General features: G+C 65.8%; 11 protein-coding genes and 1 riboswitch. Of the genes, 4 read left to right on the plus strand and 7 right to left on the minus strand.

The features are described 5' to 3' along the window. Positions 1–47: 47 nt before the first annotated feature. Positions 48–2,000, minus strand: a complete 1,953-nt coding sequence (locus tag LFL96_RS22340) for a TonB-dependent receptor (protein WP_281002880.1) — start codon at positions 1,998–2,000, stop codon at positions 48–50. A 185-nt stretch (positions 2,001–2,185) separates the two neighbouring features. Then, positions 2,186–2,384, minus strand: a riboswitch (cobalamin riboswitch). A gap of 309 nt (positions 2,385–2,693) precedes the next feature. On the opposite strand from LFL96_RS22340, the gene cobF reads away from it, so the two are divergent. The 4 genes from cobF to LFL96_RS22360 all read left to right on the plus strand — a co-directional run bounded on the left by cobF (position 2,694) and on the right by LFL96_RS22360 (position 4,857). Next, complete coding sequence (cobF, locus tag LFL96_RS22345) at positions 2,694–3,458, plus strand: precorrin-6A synthase (deacetylating) (protein ID WP_281002881.1); 765 nt, start codon at positions 2,694–2,696, stop codon at positions 3,456–3,458. Between the two features lie 264 nt (positions 3,459–3,722). Beyond that, positions 3,723–3,989 carry a hypothetical protein gene (locus LFL96_RS22350; protein WP_281002882.1) on the plus strand — a complete coding sequence of 89 codons (267 nt, stop codon included), beginning with the start codon at positions 3,723–3,725 and terminating at the stop codon, positions 3,987–3,989. A 180-nt stretch (positions 3,990–4,169) separates the two neighbouring features. Next, positions 4,170–4,586: a hypothetical protein gene (locus LFL96_RS22355; RefSeq protein ID WP_281002883.1), complete on the plus strand. Its 417-nt coding sequence runs from the start codon at positions 4,170–4,172 to the stop codon at positions 4,584–4,586. A gap of 58 nt (positions 4,587–4,644) precedes the next feature. Further along, positions 4,645–4,857, plus strand: coding sequence for a hypothetical protein (locus tag LFL96_RS22360; protein WP_281002884.1), 213 nt, complete (start codon positions 4,645–4,647; stop codon positions 4,855–4,857). Here the strand turns inward: LFL96_RS22360 and LFL96_RS22365 are convergent. The 6 genes from LFL96_RS22365 to LFL96_RS22390 are packed head-to-tail and all read right to left on the minus strand — an operon-like array spanning position 4,854 to position 13,357. After that, on the minus strand, positions 4,854–6,263 hold the full coding sequence (locus tag LFL96_RS22365) for an ATP-binding protein (RefSeq protein ID WP_281002885.1): 1,410 nt from the start codon (positions 6,261–6,263) through the stop codon (positions 4,854–4,856). The two genes, LFL96_RS22360 and LFL96_RS22365, sit on opposite strands and share 4 nt — an antisense overlap. After that, the gene (locus LFL96_RS22370; protein ID WP_281002886.1) at positions 6,260–6,973 is read right to left on the minus strand and encodes a response regulator; all 714 of its coding nucleotides are present in this window, start codon (positions 6,971–6,973) and stop codon (positions 6,260–6,262) included. The genes LFL96_RS22365 and LFL96_RS22370 overlap by 4 nt, the downstream gene beginning before the upstream one ends. A 16-nt stretch (positions 6,974–6,989) precedes the next feature. Further along, positions 6,990–10,148, minus strand: a complete 3,159-nt coding sequence (locus LFL96_RS22375; RefSeq protein WP_281002887.1) for an efflux RND transporter permease subunit — start codon at positions 10,146–10,148, stop codon at positions 6,990–6,992. Next, positions 10,145–11,338, minus strand: a complete 1,194-nt coding sequence (locus LFL96_RS22380) for an efflux RND transporter periplasmic adaptor subunit (protein ID WP_281002888.1) — start codon at positions 11,336–11,338, stop codon at positions 10,145–10,147. The genes LFL96_RS22375 and LFL96_RS22380 overlap by 4 nt, the downstream gene beginning before the upstream one ends. Before the next feature lie 49 nt (positions 11,339–11,387). Beyond that, the gene (locus tag LFL96_RS22385; RefSeq protein ID WP_281002889.1) at positions 11,388–13,007 is read right to left on the minus strand and encodes an efflux transporter outer membrane subunit; all 1,620 of its coding nucleotides are present in this window, start codon (positions 13,005–13,007) and stop codon (positions 11,388–11,390) included. 56 nt (positions 13,008–13,063) lie between these two features. Beyond that, complete coding sequence (locus LFL96_RS22390; RefSeq protein WP_281002891.1) at positions 13,064–13,357, minus strand: EF-hand domain-containing protein; 294 nt, start codon at positions 13,355–13,357, stop codon at positions 13,064–13,066. Positions 13,358–13,549: the final 192 nt, after the last annotated feature.

Below are 13,549 nucleotides of genomic sequence, written 5' to 3' on the forward strand. Positions count from 1 at the left end.
CGGGGTCAGGCCTGCAAAGCGCAAAGCACGCGCCGGTCTGTTACAACCTAGAACGTATAAGCCAGCTTGCCGAACGCCGTGCGGCCCAACGTGGCGTAACCGTACGCGGTCGAGTACTGCCGGTTGAACAGATTCGTCACCGACGCCGACAGCGTCAGATGCGAATTGACCTGATACGCGGCACGCAGCGCCACGGTCGTGTACGACGGCAGGAAGGTCGTGTTGGCCGGGTCGTCGTAAGTCGAGCCGCCATACTGCAGCGTGGCGCCGGTGCTCAGCGCGTGCAGATGAAACTCGTCCCACGTGTGGTCCACGCTCAGACTCACGGTCTGACGCGGACGGCGGTTCAGCCACGTTTGATCGGTCACGTCCTGCGGATTCAGAATGCCGACCGCGAGGCTGACCGGCGTCGACTTGCCGAGCGTGCCCTTGTACGACAGATCGATGCCCTGAATATGCGCGCGGCCCACGTTGACCGGCGCGAAGGTCACCGGGTCGTACGTGATCAGATCGTGAACGCGCGTGTCGTACAGCGCGGCCGTGAAGGTACCGATCGAGGTATTCGCGTCGAACGCCGCCTCGACCGTATCGCTGCGTTCGGGCGACAGGTTCGGATTCGAGAACCCCGGGTAATACAGATCGTTGAACGTCGGCAGACGGAACGCATTGCCGTACGACACGCGCGCGGTATAAACCGGCGTGATCGCGTAAGCCAGCGCGACGTTGCCCGTGTTGACCGACACGCCCTGCACGACCTCGTGCCGGCCCGCGAGGAACAGCGTGAGCGGCCCCAGCACCGCCGACTGATGCAGCGACACCGCCGAGTCGTTACGCGCCGGCACGCCCGACGGAATGTCGATCGGCAGAAACGCCTGCTCGCGCGAGAAGTCGTAGGCGATCTTCGATTCGCCGGACAGCGGCAGGCCGAACAACGTGTGCCCATGTTCCTGATGCGTCAGCGAAGTCGAGGTGCTGAAGCGCGTCGAATCGATTTCGTCGGTGCCGAGCGTGGGATCGTTCGCGTAGAGGAACTGGCGGTCGTACGCGTAGCCGATCGACTGGTCGAACTGCGTATACGGCGTGATGTCCACATGGAACGACACGCCCGTGGTCAGTTGATGATCGAGCTGCTGGTCGTCGCCGCCGGCGTTGTCGTAGGAGAACGTCGACTTGTGATACAGCGCGAAGGTCGATATCGACCAGTTGTCGCGCGCGTAACCGAGCCGCGCGTCCACGTCCTGCGCATGGTACGGATTGCGGCCGGCTTCGTGGCCGTAAGCGAACGGCAAGGTGGCGTCGATGCCGGCCGTGTTGTAGTCGTGCAGACCCAGCGAATACGTCAGCCCCGACAGCGCCGAAAGCGGACCGCTGGACGGAATGCTGCCCGACGTGCGGAATTGCGTATCGAAGGTTTTGTTCGAACCGCCGCCGAACGACACCGTCGTGCGGTTGGGTTGATTCGCCGCGTGGTTCGTGAACAGCTGCACCACGCCGCCCACCGCATCCGCGCCGAACGAGGCCGCCGCCGGACCGGAGATCACTTCCACGCGATCGAACGCCGAGGTCGGCAGATCCGCCCACTCGGCCTGCCCCGTGGTCGAGGAGCCGACGCGAATCCCGTCGATGAACACCGCCACCTGATTGCCGCTCGACCCGCGAATGCTGACCGATGCCGTGGCGCCCGGACCGCCGTTCTGGACCACGGTCACGCCCGGCAAGGTGGCCAGCGCCTGGGTGATGCTGGGGTCGGCCGGCGACAGCCGGTCGAGATCCGCCCGGGTCAATACCTGGGTCGACGCATAACGCTGATCGAACGATTGCGGCAGATGCTGCGTGTCGCCGGTCACCACGATATTCGGCAAGGTGGTTTGCGCGGACGGCTGGCCCGGCGGCAAGCTCGCGTCGTCCGCGGCGTAGGCGGACGAAACGGCTGCGGGAAAAACGATCGGCAATGCGCAGGCGGTCAGCGCGGACGTCATGAGAACATGATGGATTTTCATGGCGTGGCGATACCTGTTACGGAAATGCCGAGGCAAAGACGAATGCAAAGGTGTTGCGCCTCCGACGATGGAGCGCATGGATCAAAACAGAGGGACATGACTGGTCCTGAGGTTGGGCCGTCCTTGCAACGAGCGACCGCATGGGAGCGGTGCCGGCGCATCGGGACACCCCGCCCGATGCGTTTGCGCAGACCTCGGTCGATGGCAGGTCTCCTGGCTCGCGAGTCGTCGTTGCGCGCCGACCTTCCCGGTCACCCAGTGGTCACGTTGGGCGCGAACTCGTCGCTGACAGTTGCGGGGGCAGCCGCAGACTCGGGGCGCGTACGCCCCTCACTGCATTCCCTTTTGATCCCCGTCAGGGGAACCATCAGGGCGCAAGCGTAACGACTCGACGGGCCGCGCGTCAATGATTCGCGGTACCGGTCGGACGTTCGCGCAACACTTTCGCGGCCGGCACCCTGCTGGCGAGCGCGGCCTGCGTCCGCGGCCACCCAATCGATCGAATACCGCACCGTGCGGGAGTCACGCTATGATTCATCAAGCAATATGTTTTGATCATCGTATGAGCCGCCTTCCTATCCGCCTTCCTATCCGTTTTTCCGCCGTTTTCTCTCCCTCATTTGTTCCCCCCTGCATCGAGTCGATCGCCACGCATCCCATGCCGCTGATTCACGCCAACCGGAAATCCGTTTGATGAAAAAAATCCTGATCATAGGAATCGGTGCCGGCGATCCGGACTACCTGACCGTCCAGGCGATCAAAGCGCTCAACCAGGCCGACGTGTTCTTCGTAATGGACAAAGGCGCCGCCAAAGACAAACTGATCGCGCTGCGCAGGCAGATCATCGAACGTTTCGTCGAGGGCGGGCGCTATCGCATCGTCGAAGCGAGCAGCCCCGAACGGCGCCCCGATCACGGCGACTATCGCGGCGCGGTCGACGACCTGAACCGCGACAAGCAGCGCATTTTCGAGCAGCTGATCGCGGGCGAACTGAAAGACGGCGACGTCGGCGCGTTCCTGGTGTGGGGCGACCCGTCGCTGTACGACAGCACGATCCGCATCGTCGAGGCAATCGCGCGGCAAGGCCGTGAGGCGCTCGACTACGAAGTGATTCCCGGCATCAGCAGCGTGCAGGCGCTGGCCGCGCGCCATCGTATTCCGCTGAACCAGATCGGCCGTTCGATCGCGATCACCAACGGCCGCACCATCGCCGACGGCTTTCCGGCGAACGTCGACAGCGTGGTCGTGATGCTCGACGCGCAGAACGCATACCGGCAACTCGCGCACGAGGATCTCGACATCTACTGGGGGGCGTATGTGGGTACGCCGGACGAAATCCTGATCGCCGGCCGGCTGCGCGACGTGATGGATGAGATCGAACGCGTGCGGGCCGACGCGCGGCATCGGCACGGCTGGATCATGGATACCTATCTGCTGCGCCGGCGCGGCGAGGTTTGATCGCCGTAGTCGCCGTCATTGCCGTGATCGACACGATCGCCGCGCGCCGGTGACTGGCCGTAACGAACGGTATTGCGCTTTTTATCCCGCTAGCGCGAATGCGGCTTATATTGGAGTGAGACGTGTCGCCGCGAGCCGTTTCGCGACACGCGCACGCGGCCGGGTATGATGCCGGTCGCACGCCGGGCGAAAACCCTGCCGCTGCTTCATGCCGTCGCTTAATGCCGTCGCTTCATGCCGCTCCCTTTAGCCACGAGAACCACCATGCCTGCCCAACACGACGAAGCCTCGACCGCCGGCGCCACAGCGGGCAAGGCGAAACGCAAGACGCTGCCGGTGCCGGCGCGCAATCTCCTGATGATCGCCGTCGGCGTCGTGGTGTTCGCGATCGTCGCCGGGGTCATACTTTACGGTCCCATTACATATGGCGACGAGATTCCGAACTTCGGCATCATCCTCATGCTTACCGTGCCGGTGATCGCGGGCGTGGCGTTCCGCGTCGGACTGGATGCGTGGCTGGACCGGAACTGAGCGATATCCCGGCGAGATCGATGCCGCGGCGCGCGCGATTGCGCCACGCCGCCTAAAGAAATGCCGACCGCTGCCGATATAAAAAAAAGAAAGGGGCAATCCGATCAGATCACGCCAACGCGCGGATCGAACGGCAACTCGCCCACTCGATAACCAGAAAAACAATCGGCTAGCGTCTCCATGCATCACAAATCATGGGGCATCACTGCTCTCGTCGGGGCCGGCGGGGCGGCGTTGTCCGCATACGTCAATCTGTTCGCTTCCAGCGCCGCAACCGCGGGGCCGGCGCTGTTGATGGCGAAAATCCACATCGGCGCGGCACTGATCGGCTCGCTCCTGTTCGCGCGTTTCATCCAGGGCTCTCCCGACGCCTTGAAGGGTCCCACTCACCCTTCCACGGTCGGCACCAGCATCGTGACCTACCGGGGCGCGGTCCGCGTCCTCGTGCCGGGCAAGAGCGCGTTCTTCTCCGCCATCCGCTGCCTGCTGCTGCTCGGGTTCATGCTGTGCCTGATGATCCAGTTCGTGCAAATCGCACCACCGGACACCGTGCAGCCCTTCGCGCCATCGGCGCCGGTCCGTTCACTGGCAACCTGAATGGCGAGCGTCGATTCCACTGCCGGCGGCCGGCCGGCCTTCCTGTGCACGTTCAAAAATGGCTGACATATCAAGCAAAAAAGGCGTCTTCGGCGCCGTCATCATTCTCGGTATCGCCTCGATCGGTCTGGGCTGCTATTGCCTTATTCAGGCCTTCAATACCTTCGACATCTCGCCGGATTTCCAGGTCTGGTTCGCCCGCGCGGCCACCGCGATCGGCCTGGGCCTGGTGGGGTTGAACATCGGCGGCAACCGGATCGGACTCGACTAGCGCGCCGTGCCGGTCGCTGCCGATGTGCCGGTTGGCGTCGCCGATACCACCGATACCACCGATACCGCCGGTACCGGCAACACCACCCACACCTCCAGCCCGCCTCCCTCGCGCGCGTGAAACTGCAGGCTGCCGTGATGCAGCCGCGCGATCCGCTCGACGATCGCCAGACCGAGCCCGGTGCCGCCGCTGTGCGCGCGTGCATTGGCGCCGCGCTGAAACGGCGCCTTCAGTTGCTCCAGTTCGTGCGCCGACAAGCCCTTGCCGCGATCGCCGACTGCCACGTACACCGCCTCCAGCGTCGCCCAGGTCCGCACCGCGAGTCCGCTGCCGCCATACACGATCGCGTTCTGCATCAGGTTCATCAACAGCCGCATCATGCTGATCGGCCGGAACGCGACAGGCGGCAACGCCGCCAGCGACAACGCGAACTCATGCCCAAGCCCCGCGAAATCGCCGGCCAGCCGTTCGATCAACGCGTTCAGATCGCCGGGCTCGGCGGCCTCGCGCTCGCCGCTGCCCGCGTAATCCATGAATTGCTGAAGGATCGTCTCGATCTGGTCGAGATACGATTCGGCGGCGATCACGAAGCTGCTGTCGCTGCCGTGCGGCATCGCCATCGCCATCGACAGGCGCAGCTTGGTCAACGGCGTGCGGATGTCGTGCGAGATGCCGGCCAGCATCAGCGCGCGGGTCGCCTCGGCCTGTTGCAGCGTCTGCGTCATCTGGTTGAAGGCGTGACTCACGGCGGCGATTTCGGTGGGACCGTCGGTGGGCAGCGGCGCGGGCATCTCGCCGGCGCTCACGCGGCGCGCCGCCCGCGTCAGTTGCTGAAGCGGCTGGTTCAGGTGGCGCTGGATCGCGTAGCCCGTCAGCGCCGCCAGCGCGGCCAGCGCGAGCGACAGCAGGATGGCCGCGTCGAGCCCCTTGCCCTGTGCATCTTCCGGAATCGGCAGCGCGATCCACGACGGCGTGTCCGACGCCTGCGCCGACACGTGCAGACGAATCCACAAGCGCTCACCGCCGACCGCCTGCCAATGCACCGGCATATCGGCGGGAAGATGCGCACGCAGGCTGTCGAGAAACACACCGAGCTGATAGGTGCGGTAGGCGCGCAGCAGATTCGGCGGCGGCCTGATGCCGGCCTCGGCGGGCAGTTGCGCATGCCCGTGGAGGCGCGCCAGCAAAGTCGCGCGCGCGTCGGGCTGGGTGACCGCAAGCAGGTCGTCGAGCGTCATCACGTAGTTGGCGAAGACGGCGGCCGCGCGCTCGACACGCGGCCGCTGCACGTAATGCAGCAGCACGACGATCGCGCAGATCTGGCTCAGCATCACGAGCGCGATCAGCAACGCGATGTTGCGGGCGAGCAGCGTGTGCGGGAACCAGCGCAGCGGCGGGCGCGTCATGATTCGACGTCCGCTGCCAGCATGTAGCCGACACCCCACACCGTCTTGATGAAGCGCGGCTTGGACGGATCGTCCTCGACGATCTGCCGTAGCCGCAGCACCTGCACGTCGATGCTGCGGTCGAGCGCGTCGTGCTCGCGCCCGCGAGCGCGCGCGAGCAGATTGTCGCGGCTCACCGGCCGGTTCGGCGACGAGGCCAGCGCGACCAGCAGCAGCATCTGCGCCGAATGGATCTCCAGCAATTCGTCCCCGCGCGAGAGTTGCTGCTTGCCGACATCGAGCGCGAATGCGCCGAAGCGCACCCGCTGGGAGGTCACCGTGACGTCGCCGGAGGCCATCTTCTGACGGCGCAGCAGCGCATTGATGCGCGCCACCAGTTCGCGCGGCAGAAACGGTTTGGCGAGGTAATCGTCGGCGCCGGTTTCGAGACCCACCACCCGGTCGAGCGGATCGCCCTTCGCGGTCAGCATCAGGATCGGCAAGGTCTGGCCCTGCTCGCGCAAACGCGCGCAGATCTGCAGGCCGTCCTCTTCGCCGATCATCAGATCGAGCACCAGCAGGTCGAAGGGTTCGCGCTCCAGATAGCGGTCGAGCCGTTTGCTGTCTTCCGCGACGCGCACGTCGAAACCGTTGCCGCGCAGAAACCGTTGCAGCATGTTGCGCAGTTCGGCTTCGTCGTCGAGCACGATAATTTTGGCGGGGCGGTCCATGCGAAGGCTCCTCGGTTTACGCGTCGGGCGGCGTGCGGCGCGCCGCATGCCGTTCGGCCACGCGTTGCAGCAGCACGTAGAACGACGGAATGAACAGCACGGCGATGCAGGTCGAGGCGAGCATCCCCGAGAACACCGCGATGCCGAGCGAGCGTCGCGCGCTCGCGCTCGCGCCGGTGGCGATCACCAGCGGCACCACGCCCAGAATAAACGCGAACGACGTCATCATGATCGGCCGGAAGCGCAGCCGCGCCGCCTCCACCGCGGCCTCGGCGATGTCCACGCCCTGCGTGCGCAGATGCCGCGCGAACTCGACGATCAGAATCGCGTTCTTCGCCGACAGCGCGATCAGCAGCACGAGGCCGATCTGCGTGTACAGATTGTTGGCAGCGCCGAGCGCCGCGAGCGTGCCCGCCGTGCCGAGCAGCGCGAGCGGCACGGCCAGCACCACCGCGAGCGGCAGGAGCCAGCTCTCGTATTGCGCGGCCAGCACGCAGAACACCAGCAGCACGCCGACCGCGAACACCCAGTACGCGGAATTGCCGACCAGCTTCTCCTGATACGACATCGCGGTCCATTCGTAGCCGACGCCGGCCGGCAGAATCCGCGCGGCTTCCTGTTCGAATGCCGCGATCGCATCGCCGGTGCTGTAGCCGTTGGCCGGATTGCCGTTGATGGCGGCGGCCGGCTGCAGGTTGTAAAGCGCCGCCACGGCCGGCCCGACGCTCGTGCGCGCGTCGATGAAAGTGCCCAGCTCGACCATGTGGCCGCTGTCGCTGCGGATCTGCAGGCGGCGCAGGTCGTCGGTATCGCGGCGGAACGCGCCATCGGCCTGCACGAAGACCGGGAACGTATGGTTGAACGTGGTGAACTGATTCACGTAGCTCGACCCCACATAGTCCTGCAACAGATCGAACACATTGCCGACCGGCACCTGCAGCGACTCGGCCTTGGCGCGGTCCAGCGTCAGCTCGACCGTCGGCGCCGACGCGCGGAACGGGCTGAACACGCGCTGCAATTCGGGGCGTTTCGATACGCCGGCGATCAGCGCGTCGGTCGCGTCCTGCAGGCGACGGTAGTTTTGCGAGCCGTCGGTCAGCATCACCTGCATCTGCACGCCGCCGCTGTTGCCGAGGCCCTGGATCGGCGGCGGCACGATCACCACGGAACGCACGTCGGGCAGTTTCGCGAGTTCGTCGTTCATGCGCAGATAGAGCGAGCGCAGGTCTTCGCCCTTGCCGCGTTGGCTCCAGTCGTCGAGCGTCACGTAGATCAGCGCGGCGTTCGGCAACGACGCGTTGTTATCCAGCGGCGAAATCCCGCCGATCGACACCACGTGGTTCACGCCGGGAATCGCGCCGATGCGCCGTTCGATCTGCGTGGCCGCCTCGCGCGTGCGGCCGAGCGACGCCGCGTCCGCGAGCTGCGCGGCGATCAGCATGTAACCCTGGTCTTCGAGCGGAATGAAGCTGGTGGGAATGCGCGTCAGCAGAAACGCCGACGCCGCGCCGAGCACGAGCGCCATCGCGAGCGCGAGCCGGCTGCGCGCGACGAACCATGCGACCACTCGCACATAGCCCTGTTCGACCCGCGCATAACCGCGATCGAACACGCGATACACGATGTTCGGTCTGCCCTCTTTGCCGTGCTTGCCGGGCTTACCGGGCTTGTTCGGCCGCAGCCAGCGCGCGCTCTGCACGGGCTTGAGCGTGACTGCGTTGATCGCGCTGATGACCGTGGTGGCGACCACCACCAACGCGAACTGCCGGTACATCTGCCCCGTCACGCCGCCGAGAAACGCCGACGGCAGGAACACCGAGATCAGCACCAGCGTGATGCCGACGATCGGGCCGAGCAGTTCGTGCATCGCGTCGATCGCGGCCTGCTTCGGCGTCTTGCTCTGCTCGATGTGCTGCGTGATGCCTTCGACCACCACGATCGCGTCGTCCACCACGATGCCGATCGCCAGCACGATCGCGAACAGCGTCAGCAGGTTGATCGAGAAACCGAGCAGATAGATCGCGCCGAACGTGCCGACGATCGTCACCGGAATGGTCGTGGCGGGCACCAGCATCGCCCGCCAGTTCTGCAGAAACAGCAGGATCACCGCGAGCACCAGCAAGGCCGCCTCGAACAGCGTCTTGTAGACGTCGAGCACCGACTGGCGCACGAAGGTGGTGGTGTCGAACGGCAGCTGATAGCTGACGCCTTGCGGCATGTTCTTCGCGAGCCGCGCCATGGTCGCCTTCACCGCGTTGCCGACCTCCAGTGCGTTCGCCTCGGGCAATTGATAGATGGCGATGCCCGCCGCCGGTTTGCCGTCGAGATTGAAGAACTGTCCGTAGCTCGACGAGCCGAGTTCGGTATGACCGACGTCGCGGATGCGCACGAAATGACCGCCGTCGTCCGGCGCGGCCTTGACGATGATGTCGTCGAACTCGCGCGGATCGGCGAGCGCGCCTTGCAGGGTCACCGTGAGCTGGAACGCGGCCCCGCCCGCGTTCGGCTCCGAACCCAACTGGCCCGCGCTGACATCGCGGCTCTGGCTCTGGATCGCCTGCATCACGTCGGCGGCGCTCAGGCCGCGTTCGCTGAGTTTCTGCGGATCGAGCCATACACGCATGCTGTACTGGCCGGTGCCGAACACGGTCACGTCGCCGACACCGGGCAAACGCGCGAGCGTATCGCGCAGCGAGATCACCGCGTAGTTGCTGAGAAACAGCGAGTCGTACTTCGGGTTCGGCGATTCCAGCGTGTAGAGCTGCAGGATCGCGGTGGAGCGTTTGCGGACCGTGACGCCCTGCTGCTGCACCGCTTGCGGCAACTGCGCGGTCGCGGCCGACACGCGGTTCTGCACCAGCACCTGCGCCTTGTCGACATCGGTGCCGACGGCGAAGGTGACGGTAAGCGTGTAAGTGCCGTCGTTGGTGCTGGTCGACTGCATGTAGAGCGCGTTCTCCACGCCGTTGACCTGGGTTTCGATCGGCAGCGCCACGCGGTCGATCACCGTCGCCGCGCTCGCGCCGGGAAACCGCGCGACCACCTGCACGGTGGGCGGCGTGATCGGCGGATACTGCGCGATCGGCAGATTGATCAACGCGACGCCGCCGAGCAGCATCACGATCAGCGCGATCACATTGGCAAAGACCGGTCGCTCGACGAAGAAGCGGATCATGAGCGGCCCTGCGCGTCGGCAACGGCCGTGTCCACCTGCACGCGCGTACCGGGCGCGACCGCCAGCGCGCCGCCCGTCACGACCTGGTCGTTCGCATTCAGCCCGGCGGTGACGGCCCGCAGCGATCCATGCAGACCGCCCGTCTGCACCGCGCGTTTCTCGATCACGCCCGCGCCGTTCACGATCAGCACGGACGCGCCGGCCTGCTCGCGCAGCAGCGCGGTATCCGGCACCAGCAGCACATGCTGCGGCGCGCCCGCCGGAATATGCACCTCGACCGACATGCCGGGGATCAGATGCGCGTCCCGATTGGCGATGTCGGCGCGCAGCTTCAGCGCGCCGCTGGCCGGATCGATGCGGGTATCGACGAATTCCAGCGCGGCATCCTCGCCCTGCGCGGCCGGCGCGCCCAGCACATTCACGCGCACCGTGCGGGGCGCTTGCGTGAAAAGCCCGATACGGTTCGCGTCGCGTTCGTTCAGCGTGAAATTCACGTACACCGGCTGGATGCGGTCCAGCGTGGCGAGCTTGGTGGCGTCGCCGCCGCCCACCAGATTGCCGACGTCGAATGCGCGCGCGCCGATGCGGCCCGCGAACGGCGCGCGGATCTCCGTATAGCCGAGGTTGATGCGCGACATGTCGCGTTTGGCGAGCGCCTGATCGCGCGTGGTCTGCGCTTTCTGCAACGACGATTCGGAGGTGGCGTTCTCGGCGGTGAGCTGTTTCTGGCGCGTCAATTCCTGATCGGCATTGACGAGCGCGGCCTGGTCGTAGACGAGTTGCGCGCGGTACGAATCCGGCTCGATACGGAACAGCACCTGGCCTTGCTTGACGAACGCGCCGTCGGTGAAACCGATCTGCTGCAGCACGCCTTGCACGCGCGCGACCAGCGTGACGGTGGCGGACGGCGCGACGGTGCCGCTCAGATCGAGCTGCTCGCGGACTTCGCGCGGCACGGGACGGCTCACGGTGACGTGAGGCAAGGCGGCGTTTGGTGCGCGCTGTGCGTTTTGCGCGGCGGGGGCGTTGCCGTCGCGGCAAGCCGTCGATGCCACCGCGAAGCTCAGCACCAGCATCGGCGTGAAAAGGGCGAGCGGTGCAGGGATAAATCTCGCCGCAAACGACGCACGGCGTGCCCGCGCTTTCGATGTCCCTTTCGACGTCACTTTCGACGTCACTTTCGGCGTCACTTTAAGCTCCCCCTCGCACTCGTTGTCTTCGCATCGATTCGCCATGTCGTTATTTCCCGTTCTCAGGCTGCGTGACGTTCGCCCGCGCTAGCGTGGAATGCGCGGGCGGATTCACCAGATGCCCCCAATCCGTGCGCCGCGCCATCTGCGCGGCAATCTGTTCGCTGACCACCTGCTGACCCTGTGCCACCTCCCACCCGCCGCCCAGCGCGCGATACAGCGACACCGCCGCGAGCGCCGCAAGCCCCTGGTTCTGCGCGAGTGCATCGCCGTCGCGCAGCGCCGAGCGCGACGCGTCCAGCACCGGGTCGTAGGTGATCGAGCCCGCGCGATACTGCGCATTCGCGAGCCGCAGCGCGCGCTGCGATGCATCCGCCGCGCGCACCGACGCGGCCAGCGCATCGAGCGACGTGCGCAGCGCGGCGATTGCGTCTTCCACTTCCTTCTGTGCTTGCAGCACGGTGCTCTGATAGTCGAACACCGCTTCCTGGAAGGCCGCGTCCTGCGCCCGCACCGCGTTCTTCAGTTGCGCGCGATCAAGAATCGGCACCGTGATGCCCGCGGAAAACAGACCGATGGTCTTGCTGCCCCATTGCGTCAACCCGATCCCATGCTGCTCGCCCGACGACAAACCGAACAGGCCCGTCAGCGACAACGACGGATACAGCTTCGCCTTGGCCGCGCCGATCAACGCCGATTGCGCGGCCGCGTTGAGCGCCGCCTGGCGCACGTCGGGACGGCGCCGCAGCAGATCGGCGGGAATGCCCACGTCGATCTGCGTCGGCGCGACCGGAATCGCCGTGCTGCCCTGCAATTGCGCGTCGATATCGGCGGGCCGGTCGGCAAGCAGCACGGCGAGCGTGTCGCGATCCTGCGCGCGCGCCTTCACGAGCGGCGGAATCTGCGCCTCGGTTTCGGCGACCAGGGTGGCCGCCTGCTCGACATCGAGTTGCGTCGCCGCGCCATGCTTGTAGCGCGACTGCGTCAATGCGAGGCTCCGTTGCACCGACTGGAGGTTCTGTTGCGCCACCACGATGCGCTGATCGAGCGTGCGCAGATCGATATAGGCGTTGGCGACATCGCCGAATAGCGACACCAGCGCGTTGTCGTACGCGGCTTCCGACGCGCGCAATTGCGCACGGTCCGATTCGATCTGCCGCCGGTACTTGCCCCAGAAATCGATTTCCCAACCGGCGTTGACCCGCAGATGCTCGGCCCACAGATGCGTCGGCGGCAACGGACCGACGCCGCTCGTGTTGATATGGTCGGCGCCCGCCGACACGCTGCCCGATTGCGGCAGCAGATTGTCCTCGCTGGTCGCGAGTTGCGCGCGCGCCTTGAAGATATGCAAGCCGGCCACCTGCACCGACAGATTGCGCTGAACCGCGCGCGCTTCGAGCGCGCTCAGCACAGGGTCGTCGAACGCGGTCCACCAGGCGGCCTGCGCGGCGGGCGCGCTTTGCGCAGCGCGCGGCAGACTTTCGAGCCATTGGTCTTCGAGCGTCACGTCCGGCTGTCTGAAATCGGGACCGACGCTGGTGCAGGCGCTCAGCGTCACGCAGACCGATACGCCCAGGGCTACGATCCGCGCCACGCTCGCCGCCACGCACATCGCCATGATCGGCGAAGCGCGGCCAACGCTCGGGCGGGGTACGGTGGCGAGTTTCATCGCACGTGGGATTCGTCACGCAACGTCTGAAGGTTCGGCGAAACCGCTGACCCGGCTCAGTGCGCTGCCGCGCGTTGCTGCATGAACGCCTCGATCTGCGGCAGCGTCACGTAGCCCGCTTTCTGCGTATCGATTTCGTCGAAGTGCTGCGCGACGCGCGGCATGCCGGCGGCCGCCTGATCGCGGGTGAGCTTGCCGTCGTGCGTCGTATTGGCGTTCGCGAAACGCGTTTGCAGTTGTTGCTCCATACGCTGCATGCGCTGCGGATTGACACCCTGCGGCGCGGCGGATTGAGCGAACGTGACGGTGGAGGCACAGCACAGCAACACGATGGCGAACAGCTTTTTCATGACCGACTCCTTGAATGGATCATCGAGCGTCGCCTGCCTTGTGCCGCGATCCGTTCAATGACAGGCCGAATTCTTGGGCACGCGTCGCCTGAAGGCAATTTCAGAATCATGTCGAGCTATGTCATGAGCGCTCGAAGCCGCGCCACGCTTCGCTGAGCGGCGATTCGCCGGGTGCGTTGTCGTGGCGTTCGA

The organism is Paraburkholderia sp. D15, assembly GCF_029910215.1.
Lineage (GTDB): Bacteria > Pseudomonadota > Gammaproteobacteria > Burkholderiales > Burkholderiaceae > Paraburkholderia.